The sequence below is a fragment of the Arenimonas sp. SCN 70-307 genome, from assembly GCF_001724815.1.
GTDB lineage: Bacteria > Pseudomonadota > Gammaproteobacteria > Xanthomonadales > Xanthomonadaceae > Arenimonas.
The window spans coordinates 22,846-46,299 of the sequence record NZ_MEDO01000002.1 but is presented as its reverse complement, the minus strand read 5'-3'; the positions used below and the strand labels follow the sequence as shown (position 1 = coordinate 46,299).

The following is a 23,454-nucleotide window of genomic DNA, read 5'->3' as shown; positions in this document are numbered from 1 at the left end:
GTGAGGCGGAGGGCCACACCGGAGACGGTGCGGCCAGACCTTCAAGATTACCAGCCCGCGGGCCGGGCCCGCGTGGATTTCGGCGGCGATGCCGGCCTAGAGGTCGGCGTCTTCGTCGGGCGTGGCCCGGACGGCCGACCAGGCATCGCCCTGGTCGAAGCCGCGGCGCAGCAGGAACTCGACAGCCTTGCGCCGGCGCGCCGGGTCGGCCAGCTCGGCCGGTCGCCAGCGGCGCTCGACCTGGCGCCGGGCCAGGGCGGCCCAGTCGGCCTCGCAGGCCGCCAGCGCGGCGGCGATGGCCTCTTCGGCCAGGCCGTGGCCGGCCAGCTCGACCCGGATGCGCACCGGGCCGTAGCCGGCACTGGTGCGATCACGGGCGAAACTCTCGGCAAAGCGCTGGTCGTCCTGGTAGCCCTGCCCCGCCAGCCGCTCGACCGCGGCGGCGGCTTCGGCCGGCTCGACCCCGCGCTGGGCCAGCTTGCGGGTGAGGTCGCGCCGCGAGTGCTCACGCCGCACCAGCAGGCCCAGGGCCCGCTGGTAGGCATCGGCGCCCTCGCGGCGCGCGCCGGCCATGCCGGCCTCAGCCCTCGACGGCTTCGGCGTTCTCGTCGCCGATCACCAGGCCCGGCACGAACTTGTCGCGCAGCTTGGACTCGAGGTCCTTGGCCACCGCCGGGTTGTCCTTGAGCCACTGGCGGGCGTTCTCCTTGCCCTGGCCGATGCGCTCGCCGTTGTAGCTGTACCAGGCGCCGGCCTTTTCGATGAGCTTGGCGTCCGCGCCCATGTCGATCAGCTCACCCTCGCGGCTGATGCCCTGGCCGTAGAGGATCTCGGTGACGATGACCTTGAACGGCGGGGCCATCTTGTTCTTGACCACCTTGATCTTGGTCTGGTTGCCGATGATCTCGTCGCCCTTCTTGACCGAGCCGATGCGGCGGATGTCCAGGCGCACCGAGGCATAGAACTTCAGCGCGTTGCCGCCGGTGGTGGTCTCGGGGCTCTGGCCCGGCATCATGATGCCGATCTTCATGCGCAGCTGGTTGATGAAGATGACCATGCAGTTGCTGCGCTTGATGTTGCCGGTGAGCTTGCGCAGGGCCTGGCTCATCAGGCGGGCCTGCAGGCCCGGCAGCTGGTCGCCCATCTCGCCCTCGATCTCGGCGCGCGGGGTGAGCGCGGCGACCGAGTCGACCACGACCATGTCCACCGAGTTCGAGCGCACCAGCATGTCGGCGATCTCGAGCGCCTGCTCGCCGGTGTCGGGCTGGCTGACCAGCAGGTCGTCGATGTTCACGCCCAGCTTGACCGCGTAGGTGGGGTCGAGCGCGTGCTCGGCGTCGATGAAGGCCGCGGTGCCGCCGGCCTTCTGGCACTCGGCGATGGCCTGCAGGGTGAGCGTAGTCTTGCCCGAGGACTCCGGACCGTAGATCTCGATGACGCGGCCCTTGGGCAGGCCGCCGATGCCCAGCGCGATGTCGAGCATCAGCGAGCCGGTGCCGATGACCTCGGCCGCTTCGGTGGACTTGTCGCCCATGCGCATGACCGCGCCCTTGCCGAACTGCTTTTCTATCTGGCTCAGGGCGGCGGTGAGGGCGCGCTTCTTGTTCTCGTCCATCGTCGGATTCCTCGGGGTGTGTTTGGGGTTGGCGGCCACTTTAGGAGGCCAAAGTCTCATGGACCGAGATTGCGCCGGAAGACGCGAATTCCGGGCGAAGGGTCAGCCTTCGGCTCACCGGTTGGGCCTCACCAGGCCGCAGTACAGGCCCTCGATGGCGAAATCCTGGTCGGGGCGGACCACGATGGGTGCGTAATCGGGGTTGCGCGGCAGAAGGCGGATGCCGTCCTTGCCGGTCTTGAGCAGCTTGACGGTGATTTCCTCGTCCACCCGCGCCACCACGATCTGGCCGCTGCGCGCCTCGGCGGTGCGGTGCACGCCGATCAGGTCGCCGTCGAGGATGCCTTCGTCGCGCATGGAGTCGCCCTTGACCCGCAGCAGGTAGTCGGGCGCCGGCGAGAAGAACACGCGGTCGAGCAGCACCATGCCGTCGTGGCCGGCGTCGGCGCCGATGGGCATGCCGGCGGCCACGCGGCCGAGGATGGGCAGGCGCAGGAGGTCGTCCCCGGCCGCCGGGACGAGGTCGGCGGCCGGGGACTGCACCAGTCGGATGCCCCGGGCCTGGCCGGCCACGCGGCGGATGGCGCCGGCGGCTTCCAGGGCCTCGAGGTGGTATTGGGCCGCGCGCACGCCCTTGAAGCCGAAGGCGTGGGCGATCTCGACCTGGGACGGCGAGGCGCCATCGGCCTCGATGCGCCCGGCGATGAAGGCGAGGATGGCGCGCTGGGTGTCGGTGATGTCCATTAGTAGCAATACTACTAACGAACCCGGGCGGGTTGTCAAGCCCCGGCGGCGGTCCGGCTCAGGCCGCCAGCGCCAGCAGGCCTTCCAGGGCCGCGGCCACGGTCTGCCGGCGCACCGCGTCGCGGTCGCCGTCGAAGTGGAAGACCTCGGCGCGCGGGTAGCCGCCGCGGCGCTTCCAGCCGATCCACACCGTGCCGACCGGCTTGTCGGCGGTGCCGCCGCTGGGGCCGGCTACGCCGGTGACGGCCACCGCGATCGAGGCGCCGGAATTGACCAGCGCGCCCGACACCATCTCGGTCACCGTCTCGCGGCTCACCGCGCCGTGGCCGACCAGGGTCTCGGGCCGCACGCCCAGCAACGCCTGCTTGGCTTCGTAGCTGTAGGCCGCCATGCCGCAGTCGAACCAGGCCGAGCAGCCGGGGATGTCGGTGATCATCTTGGCGATCCAGCCGCCCGTGCAGCTCTCGGCCGTGGCCAGCATCAGGTGCCGGGCCTGCAGGGCCTCGCCCACGCGCAGGGCCAGGGCGTGCAGGTCGTCGTCGGTGGGAAGCGCGGCGCGGTTGTCCATGGCCGCTAGACTATAGGGCCACCCCTGCCCTTGCCATCCGGATGCCCGCCACGGACGCCCCGCAGCACACCCCGCTGATGAAGCAGTTCTTCGCCGCCAAGGCGGAGCACCCGGACATCCTGCTGTTCTTCCGGATGGGCGATTTCTACGAGCTGTTCTACGACGACGCGCGCAAGGCCGCGCGCCTGCTCGACATCACCTTGACCCAGCGCGGCGCCTCGGCCGGCCAGCCGATTCCGATGGCCGGCGTGCCCGTGCACGCGATGGAGGGCTACCTGGCCCGGCTGGTGGCGCTGGGCGAATCGGTGGCCATCTGCGAGCAGATCGGCGACCCCGCCCTGGCCAAGGGCCTGGTCGAGCGCAAGGTGGTGCGCATCGTCACGCCCGGCACCGTCACCGACGAAGCCCTGCTGCAGGAGCGCCGCGACACCCTGCTGATGGCCGTCGCCCGCGGCCGCACGGGCTACGGCCTGGCCTGGGCCGACCTCGCCGGCGGCCGTTTCCTGGTCTCCGAGGTCGCCGACGAAGACCAGCTCGCCGCCGAACTGGCGCGGCTCGAGCCGGCCGAACTGCTGCTGCCCGACGAAGACGGCCTGCCCGTTTTCCTGGCCAACCAGCCCGGCATGCGCCGCCGCCCGCCCTGGGGCTTCGAGGCCGAGGCCTGCCGGCGCCAGCTGCTGCGCTTCTTCAAGCTGCATGACCTGAGCGCCTTCGGGCTCGAGGACAAACCGCTGCCCACCGCCGCCGCCGGCGCCCTGCTGGCCTACGTCGAGGAGACGCAGAAACAGCAGCTGCCGCACCTGAGCGCGATTGCCTTCGAATCGGCCGGCGACGGCATCGCGCTCAACGCCGCCACCCGCCGCCACCTCGAACTCGACAGCCGCACCGACGGCCGCACCGAGCACACCCTGCTGGGCGTGCTTGATTCCAGCGTCAGCCCGATGGGCGGCCGCCTGCTGCGCCGCTGGCTCAACCGCCCGCTGCGCGACCGCGCCGTGCTCGGCCAGCGCCACCACGCCGTGGCCACCTTCATCGAATCGGGCGCGCACGAGGCGCTGCGCGAGGCCTTCCGCGGCCTCGGCGACCTCGAGCGCATCCTCTCGCGCGTGGCCCTGCGCTCGGCGCGGCCGCGCGACCTGAGCACGCTGCGCGACGGCCTGGCGATGCTGCCTTCGCTGCGCGCCCTGCTGGCGCCGCTGGATTCGCCGCGCCTGGCCGCGCTGGCCGCCGAGCTCGGCGAACACGGCGAAGCCGCCACCCTGCTGGCGCGCGCCGTGGTGCCGCAGCCGCCGGTGCTGATGCGCGACGGCGGCGTCATCGCCGAGGGCTTCGACGCCGAGCTCGACGAGCTGCGCACGCTCTCGACCAACGCCGACCAGTTCCTGGTCGACCTCGAGGCCCGCGAGCGCGCCGCCACCGGCATCGCCACGCTCAAGGTCGGCTACAACCGGGTGCACGGCTACTTCATCGAGATCAGCAAGGGCCAGTCCGAGCGCGCGCCGACGCACTACACGCGCCGGCAGACGCTGACCGGCGCCGAGCGCTACATCACCGAGGAGCTCAAGGCCTTCGAGGACAAGGTGCTCAGTGCGCGCGAGCGTTCGCTCGCCCGCGAGAAGGCGCTGTACGAAGAGCTGCTTGATTCGCTCAACCAGCGGCTCGAGCCGCTCAAGCGCTGCGCCGCGGCGCTGAGCGAGCTCGACGTGCTGGCCGCCTTCGCCGAGCGCGCCCAGGCCCTGGACTGGTCGCGCCCGGAACTGGCCGACGCGCCGGGCCTGCACATCGAGCGCGGCCGCCACCCGGTGGTGGAAGCGGTGCGCGACGAACCCTTCGAGCCCAACGACCTCGTGCTGGGCGAGGACCGCCGCATGCTGGTGATCACCGGCCCGAACATGGGCGGCAAGAGCACCTACATGCGCCAGAACGCGCTGATCGTGATCCTGGCCCACATCGGCAGCTTCGTGCCGGCGGCGCGCGCGGTGATCGGCCCCATCGACCGCGTGCTCACCCGCATCGGTGCCGGCGACGACCTGGCGCGCGGCCAATCCACCTTCATGGTGGAAATGGCCGAGACCAGCTACATCCTCCACCACGCCACGGCGAACTCGCTGGTGCTGATGGACGAGATCGGTCGCGGCACCTCCACCTACGACGGCCTGGCCCTGGCCGAGGCCTGCGCGCGCCACCTGGCCGGGCAAAACCGCGCCTACACGCTGTTCGCCACGCACTACTTCGAGCTCACCGCGCTGGCCGAGCCCGGCAGCGGCATCGCCAACGTGCACCTGGACGCGATCGAACACGGCGAGAAGCTGGTGTTCATGCACGCGGTCAAGGACGGCCCGGCCAACCGCAGCTTCGGCCTGCAGGTGGCGGCGCTGGCCGGCCTGCCGCGAATCGTCGTGGACCAGGCGAGGCGCACGCTGGCCGAACTCGAGCAGCGCGGCGCGCCGCAGGCGGTGGCGCGCATGAGCCCGGCCGCGCTCGAGCAGCCGCAGCAGCCCAGCCTGTTCGCGCCGGCGCCCTCGGCCGCGCTCGAGGCGCTCGATGCGCTGGCGCCCGACGAGCTCACGCCCCGGCAGGCGCTGGAAGCGCTGTACCGCCTCAAGCAGCTGCGCTGAACCGCGACGCCGCCCTCACCGGCGCGCGCCGCGGTTCTGCTAGTTTTGCCCCTATCACCGACCGTCCACGGAGTCACCGCATGTCCCTGCGCCGCCTGATCCTCGCCCTGCCGCTGCTGGCCGCCGCCCTCGACGCCCAGGCTGGCGTGCTGGTGGTGCAGGCCGGCCAGCTGCTCGACCGCCCCGGCCAGGCGCCGCGCGGCGCGGCCACGCTGCTGCTACGCGACGGCAAGGTGCAGGAGGTGCGCGATGGCCACGTCGGACCCGAGGCCTTCGGCGCGCCGGCCGGCACCGAGGTGCTCGACCTGCGCCAGCACTTCGTGCTCCCGGGCCTGATCGACAGCCACGTGCACCTGACCAACGACCTCGGCGGCCTGGCCGGCCAGCTGGCGCAGGTGCAGCGCAGCCCGGCCGACAACGCGCTCGAGGCCGCCAACAACGCCCGCAAGACCCTGCTGGCCGGCTTCACCACCGTGCGCAACCTCGGCGACGGCGACGGCGAGATCCGCGCGCTGCGCGACGCGGTCAACGCCGGCAAGCTGCCCGGGCCGCGCATCCTCACCGCCAACACCTCGATCTCGGCCACCGCCGGCCACGGCGACCCGCGCCTGGGCTTCCGCAGCGACCTGCACGAGTCGCTCGATTCGGGCAACAACGTCTGCGACGGCGTCGATGCCTGCCGCCGCGCCGTGCGCTCGCAGGTGGCCCAGGGCGCCGACGTGATCAAGCTGCTGATCACCGGGGGAGTGAACAGCCGCATCGGCGCCGGCCTGGGCGCGCAGATGTTCGAGGACGAGGCTCGCGCCGTGGTCGAGACCTCGCGCATGTACGGCAAGAAGGTGGCGGTGCACGCGCACGGCGCCGACGGCATCAACCTGGCGCTGCGCCTGGGCGTGGATTCGATCGAACACGGCACCCTGCTCGACCGCGAGGGCCTGGAGCTGTTCCGCCGCTCGGGCGCCTACTACGTGCCCACGCTGTCGACGGTGAACGGCTACCGCGAGCGCCTGGCCGCCAATCCGCAGGCCTACCAGGGCGAGGTGCTCGAAAAGATCCTCTGGCGCATCGACATCACCGGCAAGGCGCTCGAGCAGGCCGTGCCGGCCGGCGTGAAGATCGCCTTCGGCACCGACGCCGGCGTCAGCCTGCACGGCCGCAACGCCGACGAATTCGAACTGATGGTGGCGCACGGCATGTCGCCGGCGCAGGCCATCGTCGCCGCCACCCGCAACGCCGCCGACCTGCTGGGCCTGGGCGACCAGGTGGGCAGCCTCGAGGCCGGCAAGCATGCCGACCTGATCGCCGTGCGCGGCAACCCGCTCGAGGACGTCACCGTGCTCAAGCGCGTCGACGTCGTGGTCAAGGGCGGCGAGGTCTTCCGCCCCTGAGCGCGATGCGCCGCCGGCTCAGGCCGCGGCGCTGAGCGCGACGCCCTCGAGGGCCTGGGCCAGGTCGGCCCACAGGTCCTCGACGCCCTCGATGCCCACCGACAGCCGAAGCAGGCCCGGGCCGATGCCGCTGGCCAGCCGCGCCTGCGGGTCCACCACGCGGTGGGTCAGGCCGGCCGGATGCTGGATCAGGGTGTCCACCGAGCCCAGGCTCACCGCCGGCGTCATCAGTTTCACCTTCGCCATCACCGCCGCCGCGGCTGCGTAGCCGCCGCGCAGGTCGATGGCCATCAGGCTGCCGGGGCCGGCCATCTGGCTGCCCAGCAGGTGCGCGTTGCGCACGGTGCCCAGGCCCGGGAAGTGCACGCGGGCCACGGCGGGATGGGCGGCGAGGCGGTTGGCCAGCTCGATGGCATTGGCCTGCGCGCGTTCGACGCGCAGCGCCAGGGTCGGCAGGCCGCGGTGCAGCAGGTAGGCGCCCAGCGGGTGCAGCAGCGCGCCGGTGGCCGCGCGCACCGTGCGCAGCGGCCGCGCGCGCGCCTCGCTGCAGCAGACGATGCCGGCGATCACGTCGCCGTGGCCACCGAGGAACTTGGTGGCGCTGTGCATCACGTAGGCCGCGCCCAGCGCCGCCGGACGCTGCAGCACCGGCGTGGCGAAGGTCGAGTCCACCAGCACCGGCACCCCGCCGGCCGCGGCCACGACGGCGCGGATGTCGACCAGGTCGAGCGTGGGGTTGGCCGGCGTTTCGATGATCACCAGCGCGGTGTCGGCGCGCCGGCGCGCGGCGATTTCGGCCGCGTCCACGAACTCGGCCTCCAGGCCGCACAGGCCCGAGGCCAGCAGGTGGTCGGAGGTGCCGTAGAGCGGTCGCACCACCAGCACGTGGCCGCCGCGGCTGCGGGCGTCCATCAGCACGGCGGTGAGCGCGGCCATGCCCGAACCGTAGGCCACGCAGGCCTCGGTGCCTTCGAGCGTGGCCAGCGCCGACTCCACCCGGCCCACGGTCGGGTTGTGCAGGCGGGCATAGATCGGGTTGGCGGCGCTGGCGGCGCCGCCCACCAGCGCGTCGAAGCTCTCGGTGCCCACGCCGAGGTCGGCCACCGGGTAGGTGGTGGACAGGTCGATCGGCGGCGCGTGCACGCCCAGGGCGGCGAAATCCTCGCGGCCGGCGTGCACGGCCAGGGTGTCGATGCGGTTCATGGTGGCCTCCCCGGGCTGGAAAGCCGCACTATCGCCCGGCCTGGGCTACGATTCGGCCGGGCCGAACACTATTTCTCCGAAGGGGGCCAGCCATGCACCTCGACCGAACGGACTTCGCCATCCTGCGCCTCCTGCGGAAGAATGCGCGGATTCCCAACAAGGACCTGGCCGAGCGCGTGGGCGTGGCGCCGTCCACGGCCCTGGAGCGGGTGCGGCGGCTGCGCGAGGCCGGCGTGCTGCTGGGCTACCACGCCGAGATCGCCCCGGCGGCGGTCGGCATCGGCCTGCAGGCGATGGTGGCGGTGCGCCTGGCGCGGCACTCGCGCACCCAGGTCGAGGCCATGCACCAGCACCTGGTGGCGCTGCCCGAGGTGCTGTGCCTTTACCACGTGGCCGGCGCCGACGACTTCCTGGTGCACGTGGGCGTGCGCGACAGCGACCACCTGCGCGACTTCGCGCTCTCGGCGCTCACCAGCCGCGAGGAAGTGGCGCACATCGAGACCCACCTGATCTTCGCCTTCCAGCGCGCGCCCGAACTGCCGGTGTACGCGGCCGGCGAGGACGACTGAGTCAGAGCGCGTCGAGGTCGCCCAGGGCCTGGATCAGGCGGCGGGCGCGCTTGTCGGGCTTGGTCAGCGGCGGGCGGTAGCCGGTGGCCGCGGCACGGCGTTCGGCGGCCGCCTGCTCGCGCGCGGCGCGCGAGGCTTCGGATTCTTCGTAGAGCGTGCGGGCCACCGGCGCGGGTCCGCGCGTTTCGCTCAGGCCCCGCACCGTCACCTCGAACTGTTCTTCGCCGCGGCGGATGCCCAGCACGTCGCCCACGCGCACCGAACGCGAGGGCTTGGCGCCCTGCCCGCCCACCTGCACCTTGCCGCCGGCGATGGCCTGCTTGGCCAGCGCGCGGGTCTTGAAGAAGCGCGACGCCCAGAGCCAGACGTCGAGGCGGACGTCGGCGGCGGAAGTGTTCTGATCGGTCATGCGTAATGCTACGACCCGTCCGTGGCGCTGCTCAATCGCAGGGGCCACAACGCGAAACGGCCGCCCGGGGGCGGCCGTTCGCTGGAAGCGGGCGACGTGGCTCAGTCGGCCGAACGGGCCGCCAGGTCTTCCTTGATGCGGGCCTTCTTGCCCTCGAGGTTGCGCAGGTAGTACAGCTTGCTCTGGCGCACCTTGCCGCGACGCTTCACGACGACGGAGTCGATGATCGGGCTGTGGGTCTGGAACACGCGCTCGACGCCGAAGCCGTGCGAGATCTTGCGCACGGTGAAGGCCGAGTTCAGGCCGGCGTTCTTGATGGCGATGACCACGCCCTCGTAGGCCTGCACGCGCTCGCGGTTGCCTTCCTTGACCTTCACGTTGACGACGATGGTGTCGCCCTGCGAGAAGGACGGCAGCACGCGGCTGGTCTGCTCGGCTTCGAACTGCTGCAGCAGCTTGTTGATGCTCATGATGCTTACGCCTCTGATGGTTGTTTTAAGTGCGTGCCAGAGGCCCGGAGCCCGTGCTTGGCTGATCGTGGAGCCGCCTAGTATAGCGGCCCAAGCCCTTGAAGGCAAAGTGGTTAGCCGCCCGGCGGGTGCTCGCGCAGCCACTGCTCGATGAACCCGGCCAGCAGGGCCCGGTCGGCCTTGTCCAGGCGGGCCCGGGCCAGCAGGTCCGGGCGGCGCAGCCAGGTGCGGCCCAGGCTCTGCTGCCGGCGCCAGCGGGCGATGGCGGCGTGGTCGCCCGAAAGCAGCACGGCCGGCACCCCCTCGGTGCCCGTGGCCTCGGAGCGGGTGTAGTGCGGGCAGTCGAGCAGGCCGTCCTCGAAGCTGTCCTGGGTGGCGGAATCGGCGTGGTTGAGCGCCCCCTCCTGGAGCCGGCCGACCGCGTCCACGAGCACGGCCGCGGCCAGCTCGCCGCCCGAGAGCACGTAGTCGCCGATCGACAGCTCCTCGTCCACCTCGCGCCCGATGAAGCGCTCGTCCAGGCCCTCGTAGCGGCCGCAGAGCAGCACCAGCCGGGGCAGCGCCGCCAGCTCGCGCACCTTCGCCTGGGTCAGGCGCGGGCCCTGGGGGCTGAGGTAGATGACCCGCGCCGGGGCCGGGTCGGCCGCCTTCGCGGCCGCCAGGCAGGCGCCCAGGGGCTCGGCCAGCATGAGCATGCCGGGGCCGCCGCCGAAGGGGCGCTGGTCCACGCGGCGGTAGTTGTCGGTGGCGTAGTCGCGCGGATTCCAGGCCTGCACGGCCAGCAGGCCGCGCTCCTGCGCGCGGCCGACCACGCCCAGCGCGGCGCTGGCCTGGATGAAGTCGGGGAACAGGGTGACGACGTCGATGCGCATGGCGCGCCCGCGGCTCAGAAGTCCGGGTCCCAGTCGACCACGACCTTGCCGGCCTCGAAATCGACGGAAACGATGTACTGGCCGGTGATGAAGGGCACCAGCCGCTCGCGCTCGCCGGACACCACCATCACGTCGTTGGCGCCGGTCTCGAACAGGTGCGAGACGGTGCCCAGGGCGACGCCCTCGGTGGTCTCGACCTTCAGGCCTTCGAGATCCACCCAGTAATACTCACCGGGCGCCGGCGGCGGCAGGCGGTCGCGCGGCACCCAGATCTCGGTGCCGTGCAGGGCCTCGGCCTGGTCGCGGGTTTCAACGCCCGGGAAGCTGGCGATGACCGCCTTGCCGGTGTCGCGGCCGCGCACGCCCACGACCTCGCGCTCGGCGTTGCCCGAGCGGAGGATCCAGGGTTGGTAGCGGAACAGGGCATCGCGGGGCTCCGTCCAGGACAGGAGCTTGAGTTCGCCCTTGACGCCGAAGGCGCCGGCGACCCTGCCCAGCAGGATGCGGCGCCCGGTAGTCATGCCAGCAGGCCTCGCGCGGGGCGAGGCCGGGACCTCAGGCCGAAGCCTTGGCCGAGACTTCCTTGACCAGCGCGCTGACCTTCTCGGTCAGCTGGGCGCCGTGCGAAACCCAGTGCTTGACGCGCTCGGTGTCGAGCTCGACACGCTTCTCGTTGCCCTGGGCAACCGGGTTGTAATAACCCAGGCGCTCGATCGAACGGCCGTCGCGCTTGTTGCGCTGGTCGGTGACGATGATGTGGTAGAAGGGGCGCTTCTTGGCGCCGCCGCGGGTCAGACGGATCTTGACCATGTCGGTTTGCTCTGCAGTTCTTGGACGGTGAACCGGATGGCAACGCCGCCCGGGGAATCGCGGATTGTAGCGGGTTTTCAGCGACCGGGGAAGCGGCCGGGGAAACCGCCGCCCATCAGGCCCTTCATGCCCCGCAGCATGCCCTTCATGCCGCCCTGGGACAGCTTGGACATCATCTTTTCCATCTGCTGGTACTGCTTGAGCAGCTTGTTCACGTCGGCCGGGGTGGTGCCCGAGCCGCGGGCCACGCGGGCCCGGCGCGAGCCGTTCAGGAGGCCCGGGTTGCGGCGCTCCTTCCTGGTCATCGAGTTGATGATGGCCACCATCCGGGGGATTTCCTTGCCGGTGACCTGGGCCTTCACGTGGTCCGGCACCTGGCCCATGCCCGGCAGCTTGTCCATGAGGCCCGACAGGCCGCCCATGTTCTGCATCTGCTCGAACTGGTCCTTCATGTCGTTGAGGTCGAACTTCTTGCCCTTGGCGACCTTCTCGGCCAGCTTGGCGGCCTTGTCCTTGTCCACCTGCTGCTCGACCTGCTCGACCAGGCTGAGCACGTCGCCCATGTCGAGGATGCGGCTGGCGGCGCGGTCGGGGTGGAACACGTCCAGGCCGTCGGGCTTCTCGCCCACGCCGACGAACTTGATCGGCTTGCCGGTGATGTAGCGCACGCTCAGCGCGGCGCCGCCGCGGGCGTCGCCGTCGGTCTTGGTGAGCACCACGCCGGTCAGCGGCAGCGCGTCGGAGAAGGCCTTGGCGGTGTTGGCGGCGTCCTGGCCGGTCATGGCGTCGACCACGAACAGGGTCTCGACCGGCTTGACCGCGGCGTGCAGGGCCTGGATCTCGGCCATCATCGCTTCGTCGATGGTGGTGCGGCCGGCGGTGTCGACCAGCAGCACGTCCACGAAGCTCTTGCGGGCGTCGTCGATGGCGGCGCGGACGATGGCCTCGGGCTTCTGGTCGGCGCTGGACGGGAAGAACAGCACGTCCACCTGGCCGGCCAGGGTGCGGAGCTGCTCGATGGCGGCCGGACGATAGACGTCGGCCGAGACCACCATCACTTTCTTCTTTTTCTTTTCCTTCAGGTGCTTGGCGAGCTTGCCCACGGTGGTGGTCTTGCCCGCGCCCTGCAGGCCGGCCATCAGGATGACCGCCGGCGCCGGCACGTTGAGGTTGAGCTCGCTGGCGGCCGAACCCATCACCGCGGCCAGCTCGTCGCGCACGACCTTGATCAGGGCCTGGCCCGGGGTGAGGCTGGTGAGCACTTCCTGGCCCACGGCGCGGGCCTTGATGCGCTCGACCAGGGCCGAGACCACCGGCAGCGCCACGTCGGCCTCGAGCAGGGCGATGCGCACCTCGCGGGTGGCCTCGCGGATGTTCTCCTCGGTCAGCCGGCCGCGCCCGCGCAGCTTTTGCAGGGTGCCGGACAGACGCTGGGTCAGTGACTCGAACATGGGCCGTGGGTCTTGCGGATGGGGCGCGAAGTATACCGCGCCGGGCCGCCGGGCCCCGCCGGGTGCGAACCGTTCTCGTCCCGGCGGGCACTGTGCCAAACTCGGGTGATGTCGCCGCTCGCCCTCGCCTTCGCCCTCGCCGCCACCGTGCTCTACGCCCTGGCCAGCCATCGCCTGGCCGGCCACGCCCAGGGCCCGCACCCGACGCCGAAGCACTGGCTGGCCCTGGCCTTGCCGGCGCTGGCGCTGCACCTGCTGGTGCATGCGCTGGCCTGGCGCCAGCTGGACGCGGCCGACCTGCATTTTTTCCCGGCGCTGTCGCTGGTGGGCCTGGGCATGGCCGGCCTGACCACGGCGCTGGGGCCGGCGCAGCGCATCGAGGCCCTGGGCATCATCGTCTTCCCGCTGGCCGCGGCCGTGCTGCTGGCCTATGCCCTGCTCGGCGGCGCCGCCCCGGGCGCGGTGCTCGACTGGCGCCTGCAGCTGCACGCGCTGCTGGCCCTGCTGGCCTATGCCACGCTGGCCGTGGCCACCGTGCTGGCGCTGATGCTCTGGTTCCAGGACCACGCCCTGCGCCAGCGCCATCTCGGCGGCTGGGTGCGGCTGCTGCCGCCGCTGACGCAGATGGAGACCCTGCTCTTCCGCACGCTCTGGGCCGGTTTCGTGCTGCTGAGCCTGGCCCTGCTCACCGGCGTGCTGTTCGTCGACGACCTGTTCGGCCAGGGCCTGGGCCACAAGACGGTGCTGTCTATCCTGTCCTGGGGCGTGCTGGCGGTGCTGCTGTTCGGCCGCTGGCGCTGGGGCTGGCGCGGCCCGCGCGCGGCCAAGCTCACGCTGGTGGCGATGGTGCTGCTCCTGCTGGCCTTCTTCGGCAGCAAGTTCGTCTACGAACTCGTGCTGCACCGCCGCTGAGGCTGCGTCTTACCCGGCGGCCGCGTCGAGGGCCTCCGACAAACGCTCGACGGCGATGACCTCCAGGTCCTTGTAGGCGCCCTTCTTCGGCGCGTTGGCGCGCGGCACGATGGCGCGGCGGAAGCCGTGGGTGGCGGCTTCCTTCAGGCGCTCCTCGCCATTGGGCACGGGGCGGATCTCGCCGCTCAGGCCCACTTCGCCAAAGGCAATCGTCTTCTCCGGCAGCGGCCGGTCGCGCAGCGAGCTCAGCACCGCCAGCAGCACCGGCAGGTCGGCCGCGGTTTCCTGCACGCGGATGCCGCCGACCACGTTGACGAACACGTCCTGGTCGCCGGTGACCACGCCACCGTGGCGGTGCAGCACCGCCAGCAGCATGGCCAGGCGGTTCTGCTCCAGGCCCAGCGCGACGCGGCGCGGGTTCGACAGCGGCGAGGCATCGACCAGCGCCTGCACCTCGACCATCAGCGGCCGCGTGCCTTCGCGCGTGACCATCACCGCGCTGCCGGGCTGGGCGGTGCTTGAACCGCTGAGGAAGATGGCCGAAGGATTGGGCACTTCGCGCAGGCCCTTGTCGCCCATCGCGAACACGCCCAGTTCGTTCACCGCGCCGAAGCGGTTCTTGAAGGCGCGCAGCACGCGGAAGCGGCTGCCGGATTCGCCCTCGAAATACAGCACCGCATCGACCATGTGCTCGAGCACGCGCGGGCCGGCGATGCCGCCCTCCTTGGTGACGTGGCCGACCAGGAACACCGAGGTGCCGGTTTCCTTGGCGAAGCGCACCAGCCTGGCCGCGCTCTCGCGCACCTGGCTGACCGAGCCGGGCGCGGCGGTGAGCAGCTCGCTCCAGAGCGTCTGGATCGAGTCGGCCACCAGCAGGCGCGGCGCCGGCTTCGCGGACGCGGCCTGGGCCAGGATCTTCTCGACGCAGGTTTCCGCCAGCGCATGCAGGTTGTCGATGGGCAGGCCCAGGCGCTGCGCGCGCCCGGCCACCTGGGCCAGGCTTTCCTCGCCGGTGACGTACAGCGCCGGCCGCTGCGCCGCCATCTGCGCCAGCGCCTGCAGCAGCAGGGTGGACTTGCCGATGCCCGGGTCGCCGCCCACCAGCACCACCGAGCCATCGACCAGGCCGCCGCCGAGCACGCGGTCGAGCTCGCCGATGGTGGTGGAGGTGCGCGATTCGGCCGTCTGGCTCACGTCGCGCAGCGCGGTGATGCCGGCCGCGTCCGGGCGCCCGGCCCAGCCGCCGTGGCGGGCCGCCGCCGGCGCGGCGCCCTTGCTGGTGCTGGCCGGCTCGACCACGAAGCTGGTGAGCGTGTTCCAGGCGCCGCAGTCGGCGCACTGGCCCTGCCACTGGGTGGTGGAGGCGCCGCAGTCGGAGCAGACGTAGGCGGTCTTGGCCTTGGCCATGGGGTCGAAGTCCGGTTCGGGGAGGGGAAGGGTAAACCGGCCACCGTCCCAGCCCGTGAGACAGGGCCGCGACAGGCTGTCGGGAACCGCCGGCCGGGGGCACTGGCCGGGCACATCAATACCACATATATTTGTGCCATGGATACCCTCACCGACCGCCAGCAGGCCATCCTCGACTTCGTCGGCGCCCACGTGGCGCGCGAAGGCATGCCGCCCACCCTGGCCGAAATCGCCCGCGAATTCGGCTTCCGCCAGGCCCGTTCGGCCCAGGCCCACCTGCAGGCCCTGGAGGCCAAGGGCGCGCTGGTGCTGCTGGCGGGCAAGTCGCGCGGCATCCGGCTGGTGAACCCGCCGGCGCCGGCCGGCGGGCTGGCACTGCCGGTGCTGGGCGCGGTCGCCGCCGGCCAGCCCATCGGCGACGCCGAGGCCGAGCCGCCGCTGCTGCTCGACCGCGCGCTGTTCTTCCCGCGCCCCGACTACCTGCTGCGCGTGCGCGGCGACTCGATGCGCGACGACGGCATCTTCGACGGCGACCTGATCGCCGTGCACCGCACGCCCGAGGCCAGCGACAACCAGATCGTGGTCGCGCGGCTCGACGGCGAGCTCACCGTCAAGCGCCTGCGCCGGCGCCGCGACCGCATCACCCTGCTGCCGCGCAATCCCGACCACGCGCCCATCGAGGTGCCGCCCGGCGCCGTGTTCGCCATCGAGGGCGTGTACTGCGGCCTGGTGCGGCGGGGCTGAGCATGGGCGCCGTACTCTCCCTCGACACCCTGCTGGCCCAGCGCCGGCTCTGGCGCGGCCAGCCCGGCGGCCGCGCCGAAGCCGCGCGCGAGCCCAGCGGCCACGCCGCGCTCGACGCCGCCCTGCCCGGCGGCGGCTGGCCCGAGGCCTCGCTCACCGAACTGCTGCTGCCCGCCGACGGCGTGGGCGAGCTGGGCCTGCTGCTGCCCACGCTGGCGCGGCTCACCCGCGCCGGCCGCGACATCGCCTGGGTCGATCCGCCCTACCGGCCCTACGCGCCCGCGCTGGCGCGCGCCGGGCTCGACCTCACGCGCCTGCACGTGGTCGACACCGGCGGCCGGCAGTCGGCCTGGGCGCTCGAACAATGCCTGCGCAGCCAGGCCTGCGGCGCCGTGCTGGGCTGGCCGCGCCAGCCCGACGACAAGACCCTGCGCCGGCTGCAGGTGGCCTGCGAAACCGGGCAGGCCCTGGGCTTCGTGTTCCGGCCGGCGCCGGCGGCGCGCAACCCGTCGCCGGCGGCGCTGCGGCTGCAGTTCGAAGCCGGCGGCGTGCGCATCCTCAAATGCCGTGGCGGCCATCCCCCTGCGTCGCCGGTGCCCTGGGCGCCGGCCACCCGGCACTGATGCCGGCGCGCCGTGCTCTGGGCCGCCATCCACCTGCCGCGACGGGCGCTCGACGCCGCGCTCCGGCGCCAGCCTGACCCCGCCGCGCCGCTGGCCCTGGCCGACGGCCCGCCGCAGCGGCGCGTGGTGGTGCAGGCCAACGACAGCGCGCAGGACGCCGGCGTGCGGGCGGGCCAGCCGCTGGCCGCGGCGGTGGCGCTGTGCCCCGGCCTCGTCACCCTGCCCTTCGACGCCGACGGGGCCAGCCGCCTGCTCGACCTCGCCTGCGCCTGGGCCTATCGCTATTCCGGCCAGGTCTGCCGCGACGAGGCCGACACGCTGTGGCTGGAAGTGGGCGGCAGCCTGGGCCTGTTCGGACCCTGGCCGCGCTTCGAACGCCTGCTGCGCGACGACCTGCGCGAACTGGGCCTGGCGCACACGCTGGCGGTGGCGCCCACGCCGCTGGGCGCGCTGTGCCTGGCGCGGTTTCGCGACGGCCTGGCGGTGCGCGACACCGCCCGGCTGCGGCGCGCGCTCGACGCCCTGCCCCTGGCGCTGGCGCCGTTCGAGCCCGCGCAGCGCGAGGCGCTGGCGGCGCTGGGCGTGCGGCGCCTGAAGCAGGTGTTCGCGCTGCCGCGCGCGGGCCTGCGGCGACGCTTCGGTGCGGGCCTGCCCGAACTGCTCGACAAACTCACCGGCGATGCGCCCGACCTGCGCCCCTGCTACCAGCCGCCGGATTTTTTCGAAGCGCGTTTCGAATTCGACGACGAGATCCGCTACCACACCGGCCTGCTGTTCCCGCTGCGGCGATTGATCGGCGACCTGTGCGCCTTCCTGGTCGGCCGCGACGGCGGCGTGCAGCGCTTCGAGCTGGTGTACGAGCACGAACTGCGCCCGCCCAGCGCGCACGTGGTGGGCGCGATGGCGGCCGAGCGCGACCCGGCGCGCTTGTTCGAACTGGCCAAGCTGGTGATCGAACGCGAATCGATCCCGGCGCCGGTGCGCGCCTTCGGCCTGCGCGCCACCGAGCTGCCGCCCTTCGTGCCGGCCGGGCGCGACCTGTTCGAGGCGCGGCCGGCCGGCGCCATGGACTGGCCGGCGCTGCAGGCGCGGCTGCAGGCGCGGCTGGGCGAACAGGCCGTGTACCAGTGGGCGCCGCACGCCGACCCGCGACCCGAGCACGCGCAGCGTCGCGTGGCCACGCTGCGCGGCAAGCTGCCGGCGCCGCCGTCGCTGCCACGGCCGACGTGGCTGCTCGAGCGGCCCATCCCGCTGCGCGGGCCGGCGCCGGAACTGCTGGCCGGGCCCGAGCGCATCGAAGCGGGCTGGTGGGACGGCGACGACGTGCGCCGCGACTACTACGTGGTGCGCACCGCCGAGGGCCAGCGCGCCTGGGTGTTCTGCGCGGCCGGCGAACGCGGGCCGTTCATGCTGCACGGCTGGTTCGCGTGAGCCTGCCGGGTTATGCCGAGCTGCACTGCCTGACGCATTTCAGTTTCGGGCGCGGCGCGTCGTCGGCGCGCGAGTTGTTCGAGCGGGCCAAACAGCAGGGTTACGCCGCGCTGGCGATCACCGACGAAGGCACGCTGGCCGGCATCGTGCGCGCGTGGGAAGCGTCCAAAGCCACCGGCGTGCCGCTGATCACCGGCAGTGAACTGCGGCTCGAGGACGGCCTGCGCTGCGTGCTGCTGGTCGAGGACGCCGGCGGCTACCAGCGCCTGTGCGAACTGCTCACCACCGGCCGGCGGCGCAGCGCCAAGGGCGAATACCGCCTGCGCCGCGCCGACCTCGAGGGCGACACCCGCGGCCTGCTGGCGCTGTGGCTGCCGGGCGCCGAGCCCGACGCGGGCGAAGGCGAATGGCTGCGCGGACGCTTCCCGGGCCGCTGCTGGCTGGCGGTGGAACTGCACCGCGGCCCCGACGACGCCGCCCGGCTGGCGGCGCTGCAGGCGATGGCGGCGCGGCTGGGCCTGCCGGCCGTGGCCACCGGCGACGTGCACATGCACGTGCGTGCCCGCCGCGCGCTGCAGGACGTGCTCACCGCCACCCGCCACCACCTCACCGTGGCCGAGGCCGGCGCGCACCTGTTCGCCAACGGCGAGCGCCACCTGCGCACGCGCCGGGCGCTGGCCGCGATTTATCCGCGCGAGCTGCTGGACGAAACCCTGCGCATCGCCGGACGCTGCCGCTTCGACCTGGGCAGCCTGCGCTACCAGTACCCGCGCGAGCTGGTGCCGGAAGGCCACACGCCCTCGAGCTGGCTGCGCGTGCTCACCGAGCAGGGCATGGCGCGGCGCTGGCCCGATGGCGCGCCGGAAAAAGTGCGGCGGCAGGTCGACGAGGAGCTGGCGCTGGTGGCCGAGCTTGGCTACGAGGCGTTTTTCCTCACCGTGCACGACATCGTGGTGTTCGCGCGCGGGCGGGGCATCCTCTGCCAGGGCCGCGGATCGGCGGCCAATTCGGCGGTGTGCTTCGCGCTGGGCATCACCGAGGTGGACCCGGCGCGCATGAACCTGCTGTTCGGGCGCTTTTTGTCGAAGGAGCGCAACGAGCCGCCCGACATCGACGTGGACTTCGAGCACGAGCGGCGCGAGGAGGTCATCCAGTACGTCTACCGCAAGTACGGCCGCGAGCGCGCCGCGCTGGCCGCCACCGTCATCTGCTACCGCGGCAAGAGCGCGGTGCGCGACGTGGCCCGCGCCCTGGGCCTGCCGCCGGACCAGGTGGACCAGCTCAGCCGCTGCTTCGCCTGGTGGGACGGCGACTCGCCGGTGGAAGACCGCCTGCGCGAGCGCGGCTTCGACCCCGACGCGCCGGTGCTGCGCCGCGTGCTGGCGCTGACGCGGCAGCTGCTGGACGCGCCGCGGCACCTGAGCCAGCACGTGGGCGGTTTCGTCATCTCCGACCAGCCCCTGCACCAGCTGGTGCCGGTGCAGAACGCGGCCATGCCCGAGCGCACCATCATCGAGTGGGACAAGGACGACCTTGAATCGCTGGGCCTGCTGAAGGTGGACTGCCTGGCCCTGGGCATGCTCACCGCGGTGAGCAAGTGCCTGGCGCTGCTGCGCGCGGACCGCGGCCGCGAGCTGACGCCGGCCACGATCCCCGCCGAGGACCCGGCCACCTACGCCATGATCCGGCGCGCCGACACCATCGGCGTGTTCCAGATCGAATCGCGCGCGCAGATGGCCATGCTGCCGCGGCTGCAGCCGCGCACCTTCTACGACCTGGTGATCCAGGTGGCCATCGTCCGGCCCGGGCCGATCCAGGGAAAGATGGTGCACCCCTACCTGCAGCGCCGGCAGGGCCTGGAGCCGGTGAGCTACCCCTCGAAGGCGCTGGAGGAGGTGTTCCGGCGCACGCTGGGCGTGCCGCTGTTCCAGGAGCAGGTGATGCAGGTGGCGATCGTGGCCGCGGGCTTTTCCGCCGGCGAGGCCGACGAGCTGCGCCGCGGCATGGCGGCCTGGAAGCGGCGCGGCGGCCTGGAGCACTTCCGCGAGCGGCTGTTCGCGGGACTGGCGAAGAACGGCTACGACACCGATTTCGCCGAGCGCATCTTCGAGCAGATCCGCGGTTTCGGCAGCTACGGCTTCCCCGAATCGCACGCGGCCAGCTTCGCGCTCATCACCTACGTCAGCTGCTGGCTCAAGTGCCACGAGCCGGCGGCCTTCACCTGCGCACTGATGAACTCGCAGCCGCTGGGCTTCTACTCCAACAGCCAGCTGGTGCAGGACGCGCGCCGGCACGGCATCGCGGTGCGGCCGGTGGACGTGCGCCACAGCCACTGGGACAACACGCTCGAGTCCTGGCCCGGCGACGAAGCCCGGCAGCCGGCGCTGCGCCTGGGCCTGCGCGAGGTGGGCGGGCTGGCGCGCGAGCCCGCCGAACGCCTGGTGGCCGCGCGCGCGGTGCGCCCCTTCGAGGACGTCGCCGACCTGTGCCACCGCGCCGGCCTGGACGAACGCGCGCGTTCGCTGCTGGCCGAGGCCGGCGCGCTGCGCGGCCTGGCCGGGCACCGGCACCGGGCGCGCTGGGCCGTGGGCGGCGTCGAGACGCAGCTGCCGCTGTTCGACGCCTCGCCGGCCGAGGACGCCGTGCAGCTGCCCGTGCCCAGCGCCGGCGAGGACCTGCTGGCCGACTACGCCCGCCTGGGCCTCACGCTCGGCCCGCATCCGCTGGCCCTGCTGCGCCGGCAGCTGGCGACGCGGCGCTACCGTCGCTCGCGCGAGCTGCGCGAACTGCCACATGGCAGCCGCGTGCGCGCCGCCGGCCTGGTGACGATGCGCCAGCGCCCCGAGACCGCCGGCGGCACCACCTTCGTCACGCTCGAGGACGAGGACGGCATGGTGAACGTGGTGGTCTGGCGCGACCTGGGCGAACGCCAGCGCCGGGTATTGGTCGAATCGCGCCTGCTGGGCGTGGAGGGCCGCTGGGAAAACGTGGACGGCGTGAGCCACCTGATCGCCAGCCGCCTGCACGACGAAACCGCCCTGGCCGCGCAGCTCGACGCGCGCTCGCGCAACTTCCGCTAGCCCGCGTCCTCGAGCGGCTCGACCAGGCCCGGCCCCTGGTTGCGCGGATTGCCCACGGCCGCCCCCACCGGCGCGATGCGCAGCGCCGTCACCACCGGCTGCAGCAGCGCCACCGCCTCGGCCACCGGTGCGCGCAGCCAGGTGTCCCAGGCTTCGGCGGGCAGCGCCTGCGGCTGGCGGTCGTGCACGCGCCGCACCTCGCCCATCGCCTCGGTGGTGACCACGGTGTAGGTGGCCACGCCGCGGCCTTCGGCATCGGTCCAGCGCGACCACAGGCCGGCAAACATCATCGGGTTGGCGCCATCGGCGGCGCGCAAGAAATACGGCTGCTTGCGCTTGCCGCCCAGGTCCACCCACTCGTACCAGCCGGTGACCGGCACCAGGCAACGCTGGCCGCGCCGCCAGGCGTCGCGGAACGCGGGCTTCTCCACCAGCGTTTCGGCGCGGGCGTTGATGGTGGAGTAGGCGATCTTCGGGTCGCGTGCCCAATGCGGCAGCAGGCCCCAGCGCATCGACTCCAGGCCGGGGCCGCCCTGGCCGGCCACCACCACCGGGTTCACTTGGCTCGGCGCGATGTTGTACTGCGCGAAGCCAGCCAGCGGATTGATGACGTGCTCGACGAAACCGGGCACCAGGTTGCCCAGGGGGAAGGGGCCGAACAGGGCGTAGCGCGCGCACATGCGCGCAGTCTAGCCCTGCCCGGCCGCCTCCCGCCTGCGCCGGCGCAGGCTCAGCCACCCGCCGCCGGCCCGCATTCGGTGCTGCGCACCTGCTCGTACTGCACCATCACCCAGGTACCGCTGCGCCGTTCGTACACCGCCGTGGTCCGCGTGCCGCCCTCGCAGCTCTCGATCACCATGATCGAGCCCTCCGGGGAGTTGTAGCCCGGAAGGGGATCGGCGCAGCCCACGTCGGCGCAGAACGACGGCGACACCGGCGCCGACCAGCCGCCCGCCCCGCCCGGCAGCTGCTCGCAGCGCCGGGCCTCGATGGAAACGGTGAACGAGAGCTCGCCCAGCGGCGGCCGTCGCGGATCGAGGGCGCGCGCCCGCGCCGACGGTGACGCGCCGCCCAGCGTCTGCTCCAGGTGTGTGCGAACCAGCGCGTAGTCGGCGTCGGCGCGGGTGTAGACCTTGTGCCAGCTCTCGGTGATGCAGCGCTGCAGCGGCGAGGCCTCGGCGCGCGCGGCGGCCTTGGCGGCCATCGCCGACGGCGCCGCCGCCAGCCCCAGGCCCGCCAGCAGCAGGCCCGCCATGATCGGATTGAACTTGCTCATCGTTTCCCTCCCAGTCCCGGATCGGACAGGCACAGGTTGCCGATGCGCGCGGCGCGGTGGCGTAGGAAAACGGCGGCGACGCGGCTGCGAAGCGGGCGCGTGCGGGGGCAGGAAATGCTTCGCGTGGAAAAGAAAAACCCCGACTGCGCGGGGTTTCAAACTGCGCGGCCAGATGCAGGCCGAGGCAAGAGAATTGGTGCCGGAAACAGGAGTCGAACCTGCGACCTACGCATTACGAATGCGCCGCTCTACCAACTGAGCTATTCCGGCGTAAGGCGCGGATTCTAGGCTTTCCGGGCCCGGCCGGTCAATTTACCAGCTGGATCCGGAGCTCCTTGGGCAGGGCGAAGACCACGTCCTCGGGCTTGCCCTCGAGGTCCTCGACCCCGGTGGCGCCCAGCTCGCGCAGCCGGTCCACCACGCCCTGCACCAGCACCTCGGGCGCCGAAGCGCCGGCGGTCAGGCCCACCCGGCTGGCGCCGGCCACCCAGGCCGGGTCGATGCATTCGGCGCCGTCGATCAGGTAGGCGCGCGCGCCCTGCTTCTCGGCCAGCTCGCGCAGGCGGTTGGAGTTGGAGCTGTTCACCGAGCCCACCACCAGCACCACCTCGCACTTGCCGGCCAGGATGCGCACGGCATCCTGGCGGTTCTGGGTGGCGTAGCAGATGTCGTCGTGCTTCGGGCCCTGGATGGCCGGGAACCGCGCCTGCAGGGCGGCGATGATTTCCTTCGTGTCGTCGACCGAGAGCGTGGTCTGGGTCGTGTAGGCCAGGTTGTCGGGCTGGGTGGGCTGCAGCGTGGCCACGCCGGCCACGTCCTCGACCAGGTGGATGTGGTTGTCGCCATGCTCGCGGCGCCACTGGCCCATCGTGCCTTCCACCTCGGGGTGGCCGGCATGGCCGATCAGCACCACGTCGCGGCCGGCGCGGCAGTGGCGCGCCACCTCGATGTGCACCTTGGTCACCAGCGGGCAGGTGGCGTCGAACACCTTCAGGCCGCGGCGGTCGGCCTCGGCGCGCACCGCCTGCGAGACGCCGTGGGCGCTGAAGATGACGGTGGCGCCGGCGGGCACCTCGTCGAGCTCCTCGACGAAGACCGCGCCGCGCTGGCGCAGGTCCTCGACCACGAAGCGGTTGTGCACTACCTCGTGGCGCACGTAGATCGGCGCGCCGAGCGTCTCGATGGCGCGGTTGACGATTTCGATGGCGCGGTCGACGCCGGCGCAGAAACCGCGGGGATTGGCGAGCAGGACTTCCATGGCGGG

The 23,454-nt window shown here is 72.4% G+C and carries 23 protein-coding genes and 1 tRNA gene; 8 read left to right on the top strand and 16 right to left on the bottom strand.

The genetic code is table 11. The annotated features are described in order from the left end of the window. Positions 1–96: 96 nt before the first annotated feature. The 4 genes from ABS41_RS01275 to ABS41_RS01260 all read right to left on the bottom strand — a co-directional run bounded on the left by ABS41_RS01275 (position 97) and on the right by ABS41_RS01260 (position 2,927). Positions 97–573, bottom strand: a complete 477-nt coding sequence (locus tag ABS41_RS01275; RefSeq protein WP_290589357.1) for a regulatory protein RecX — start codon at positions 571–573, stop codon at positions 97–99. Positions 574–580: 7 nt separating this feature from the next. Continuing rightward, complete coding sequence (gene recA, locus ABS41_RS01270) at positions 581–1,615, bottom strand: recombinase RecA (RefSeq protein ID WP_290589354.1); 1,035 nt, start codon at positions 1,613–1,615, stop codon at positions 581–583. A gap of 114 nt (positions 1,616–1,729) precedes the next feature. Continuing rightward, positions 1,730–2,359: a transcriptional repressor LexA gene (gene lexA / locus ABS41_RS01265; protein ID WP_290589351.1), complete on the bottom strand. Its 630-nt coding sequence runs from the start codon at positions 2,357–2,359 to the stop codon at positions 1,730–1,732. Positions 2,360–2,417: 58 nt separating this feature from the next. Continuing rightward, positions 2,418–2,927 carry a CinA family protein gene (locus ABS41_RS01260; protein WP_290589347.1) on the bottom strand — a complete coding sequence of 170 codons (510 nt, stop codon included), beginning with the start codon at positions 2,925–2,927 and terminating at the stop codon, positions 2,418–2,420. 41 nt (positions 2,928–2,968) lie between these two features. Here ABS41_RS01260 and mutS point away from each other — a divergent pair, with 41 nt between their 5' ends. Both mutS and ABS41_RS01250 read left to right on the top strand, forming a co-directional pair. Next, entirely contained in the window at positions 2,969–5,545 is a 2,577-nt protein-coding gene (gene mutS, locus ABS41_RS01255; RefSeq protein ID WP_290589344.1) for a DNA mismatch repair protein MutS, read from the top strand. An 80-nt stretch (positions 5,546–5,625) separates the two neighbouring features. Further along, a complete protein-coding gene (locus tag ABS41_RS01250; RefSeq protein WP_290589341.1) occupies positions 5,626–6,933 on the top strand; it encodes an amidohydrolase family protein in 1,308 nt (435 codons plus the stop codon). Positions 6,934–6,951: 18 nt separating this feature from the next. Here the strand turns inward: ABS41_RS01250 and ABS41_RS01245 are convergent, their stop codons facing one another. Continuing rightward, positions 6,952–8,136: a PLP-dependent transferase gene (locus tag ABS41_RS01245; RefSeq protein WP_290589337.1), complete on the bottom strand. Its 1,185-nt coding sequence runs from the start codon at positions 8,134–8,136 to the stop codon at positions 6,952–6,954. A 92-nt stretch (positions 8,137–8,228) separates the two neighbouring features. Between ABS41_RS01245 and ABS41_RS01240 the strand changes: the two genes are divergently transcribed. Continuing rightward, positions 8,229–8,705, top strand: coding sequence for an Lrp/AsnC family transcriptional regulator (locus ABS41_RS01240; protein ID WP_290589334.1), 477 nt, complete (start codon positions 8,229–8,231; stop codon positions 8,703–8,705). 1 nt (position 8,706) lies between these two features. Here the strand turns inward: ABS41_RS01240 and ABS41_RS01235 are convergent, their stop codons facing one another. The 6 genes from ABS41_RS01235 to ffh form a co-directional block, all read right to left on the bottom strand. After that, positions 8,707–9,114 (bottom strand): RNA-binding S4 domain-containing protein, encoded by a 408-nt coding sequence (locus tag ABS41_RS01235; RefSeq protein ID WP_290589331.1) that lies wholly within the window; start codon positions 9,112–9,114, stop codon positions 8,707–8,709. Positions 9,115–9,215: 101 nt separating this feature from the next. Next, a complete protein-coding gene (gene rplS, locus ABS41_RS01230; RefSeq protein ID WP_290589734.1) occupies positions 9,216–9,587 on the bottom strand; it encodes a 50S ribosomal protein L19 in 372 nt (123 codons plus the stop codon). Between the two features lie 110 nt (positions 9,588–9,697). Then, on the bottom strand, positions 9,698–10,456 hold the full coding sequence (gene trmD / locus ABS41_RS01225; protein WP_290589328.1) for a tRNA (guanosine(37)-N1)-methyltransferase TrmD: 759 nt from the start codon (positions 10,454–10,456) through the stop codon (positions 9,698–9,700). Between the two features lie 14 nt (positions 10,457–10,470). Further along, complete coding sequence (gene rimM / locus ABS41_RS01220) at positions 10,471–10,977, bottom strand: ribosome maturation factor RimM (protein WP_290589325.1); 507 nt, start codon at positions 10,975–10,977, stop codon at positions 10,471–10,473. Between the two features lie 34 nt (positions 10,978–11,011). Beyond that, positions 11,012–11,266 (bottom strand): 30S ribosomal protein S16, encoded by a 255-nt coding sequence (gene rpsP, locus ABS41_RS01215; protein ID WP_106989006.1) that lies wholly within the window; start codon positions 11,264–11,266, stop codon positions 11,012–11,014. Positions 11,267–11,343: 77 nt separating this feature from the next. Then, positions 11,344–12,717, bottom strand: a complete 1,374-nt coding sequence (gene ffh / locus ABS41_RS01210; protein ID WP_290589317.1) for a signal recognition particle protein — start codon at positions 12,715–12,717, stop codon at positions 11,344–11,346. Between the two features lie 108 nt (positions 12,718–12,825). Here ffh and ccsA point away from each other — a divergent pair, with 108 nt between their 5' ends. Then, entirely contained in the window at positions 12,826–13,629 is an 804-nt protein-coding gene (ccsA, locus tag ABS41_RS01205) for a cytochrome c biogenesis protein CcsA (protein WP_290589313.1), read from the top strand. 9 nt (positions 13,630–13,638) lie between these two features. On the opposite strand, the gene radA is transcribed toward ccsA, so the two are convergent. Then, positions 13,639–15,036 (bottom strand): DNA repair protein RadA, encoded by a 1,398-nt coding sequence (gene radA, locus ABS41_RS01200; protein WP_290589310.1) that lies wholly within the window; start codon positions 15,034–15,036, stop codon positions 13,639–13,641. Between the two features lie 138 nt (positions 15,037–15,174). Between radA and lexA (ABS41_RS01195) the strand changes: the two genes are divergently transcribed. The 4 genes from lexA (ABS41_RS01195) to ABS41_RS01180 are packed head-to-tail and all read left to right on the top strand — an operon-like array spanning position 15,175 to position 20,914. Further along, complete coding sequence (gene lexA, locus ABS41_RS01195; protein ID WP_290589306.1) at positions 15,175–15,780, top strand: transcriptional repressor LexA; 606 nt, start codon at positions 15,175–15,177, stop codon at positions 15,778–15,780. Positions 15,781–15,782: 2 nt separating this feature from the next. Further along, positions 15,783–16,403, top strand: coding sequence for a translesion DNA synthesis-associated protein ImuA (gene imuA / locus ABS41_RS01190; RefSeq protein WP_290589304.1), 621 nt, complete (start codon positions 15,783–15,785; stop codon positions 16,401–16,403). A gap of 12 nt (positions 16,404–16,415) precedes the next feature. Next, positions 16,416–17,834 carry a DNA polymerase Y family protein gene (locus ABS41_RS01185; protein ID WP_290589301.1) on the top strand — a complete coding sequence of 473 codons (1,419 nt, stop codon included), beginning with the start codon at positions 16,416–16,418 and terminating at the stop codon, positions 17,832–17,834. Between the two features lie 2 nt (positions 17,835–17,836). Continuing rightward, a complete protein-coding gene (locus ABS41_RS01180; RefSeq protein ID WP_290589731.1) occupies positions 17,837–20,914 on the top strand; it encodes an error-prone DNA polymerase in 3,078 nt (1,025 codons plus the stop codon). On the opposite strand, the gene ABS41_RS01175 is transcribed toward ABS41_RS01180, so the two are convergent. The 4 genes from ABS41_RS01175 to ispH form a co-directional block, all read right to left on the bottom strand. Next, positions 20,911–21,594, bottom strand: coding sequence for an SOS response-associated peptidase (locus ABS41_RS01175; protein WP_290589297.1), 684 nt, complete (start codon positions 21,592–21,594; stop codon positions 20,911–20,913). The two genes, ABS41_RS01180 and ABS41_RS01175, sit on opposite strands and share 4 nt — an antisense overlap. A 50-nt stretch (positions 21,595–21,644) precedes the next feature. After that, a complete protein-coding gene (locus ABS41_RS01170; RefSeq protein ID WP_290589294.1) occupies positions 21,645–22,190 on the bottom strand; it encodes a hypothetical protein in 546 nt (181 codons plus the stop codon). 194 nt (positions 22,191–22,384) lie between these two features. Next, positions 22,385–22,460, bottom strand: a tRNA-Thr gene (locus ABS41_RS01165). A gap of 37 nt (positions 22,461–22,497) precedes the next feature. After that, entirely contained in the window at positions 22,498–23,448 is a 951-nt protein-coding gene (gene ispH / locus ABS41_RS01160; protein WP_290589291.1) for a 4-hydroxy-3-methylbut-2-enyl diphosphate reductase, read from the bottom strand. Between the last annotated feature and the right edge of the window lie 6 nt (positions 23,449–23,454).

Coding starts and splice junctions, on each gene's coding strand:
- ABS41_RS01275 (WP_290589357.1), bottom strand. CDS start 573: ATGGCCGGCGCGCGCCGCGAGGGCGCCGATGCCTACCAGCGGGCCCTG.
- recA (WP_290589354.1), bottom strand. CDS start 1,615: ATGGACGAGAACAAGAAGCGCGCCCTCACCGCCGCCCTGAGCCAGATA.
- lexA (WP_290589351.1), bottom strand. CDS start 2,359: ATGGACATCACCGACACCCAGCGCGCCATCCTCGCCTTCATCGCCGGG.
- ABS41_RS01260 (WP_290589347.1), bottom strand. CDS start 2,927: ATGGACAACCGCGCCGCGCTTCCCACCGACGACGACCTGCACGCCCTG.
- mutS (WP_290589344.1), top strand. CDS start 2,969: ATGCCCGCCACGGACGCCCCGCAGCACACCCCGCTGATGAAGCAGTTC.
- ABS41_RS01250 (WP_290589341.1), top strand. CDS start 5,626: ATGTCCCTGCGCCGCCTGATCCTCGCCCTGCCGCTGCTGGCCGCCGCC.
- ABS41_RS01245 (WP_290589337.1), bottom strand. CDS start 8,136: ATGAACCGCATCGACACCCTGGCCGTGCACGCCGGCCGCGAGGATTTC.
- ABS41_RS01240 (WP_290589334.1), top strand. CDS start 8,229: ATGCACCTCGACCGAACGGACTTCGCCATCCTGCGCCTCCTGCGGAAG.
- ABS41_RS01235 (WP_290589331.1), bottom strand. CDS start 9,114: ATGACCGATCAGAACACTTCCGCCGCCGACGTCCGCCTCGACGTCTGG.
- trmD (WP_290589328.1), bottom strand. CDS start 10,456: ATGCGCATCGACGTCGTCACCCTGTTCCCCGACTTCATCCAGGCCAGC.
- rimM (WP_290589325.1), bottom strand. CDS start 10,977: ATGACTACCGGGCGCCGCATCCTGCTGGGCAGGGTCGCCGGCGCCTTC.
- rpsP (WP_106989006.1), bottom strand. CDS start 11,266: ATGGTCAAGATCCGTCTGACCCGCGGCGGCGCCAAGAAGCGCCCCTTC.
- ffh (WP_290589317.1), bottom strand. CDS start 12,717: ATGTTCGAGTCACTGACCCAGCGTCTGTCCGGCACCCTGCAAAAGCTG.
- ccsA (WP_290589313.1), top strand. CDS start 12,826: ATGTCGCCGCTCGCCCTCGCCTTCGCCCTCGCCGCCACCGTGCTCTAC.
- radA (WP_290589310.1), bottom strand. CDS start 15,036: ATGGCCAAGGCCAAGACCGCCTACGTCTGCTCCGACTGCGGCGCCTCC.
- lexA (WP_290589306.1), top strand. CDS start 15,175: ATGGATACCCTCACCGACCGCCAGCAGGCCATCCTCGACTTCGTCGGC.
- imuA (WP_290589304.1), top strand. CDS start 15,783: ATGGGCGCCGTACTCTCCCTCGACACCCTGCTGGCCCAGCGCCGGCTC.
- ABS41_RS01175 (WP_290589297.1), bottom strand. CDS start 21,594: ATGTGCGCGCGCTACGCCCTGTTCGGCCCCTTCCCCCTGGGCAACCTG.
- ABS41_RS01170 (WP_290589294.1), bottom strand. CDS start 22,190: ATGAGCAAGTTCAATCCGATCATGGCGGGCCTGCTGCTGGCGGGCCTG.
- ispH (WP_290589291.1), bottom strand. CDS start 23,448: ATGGAAGTCCTGCTCGCCAATCCCCGCGGTTTCTGCGCCGGCGTCGAC.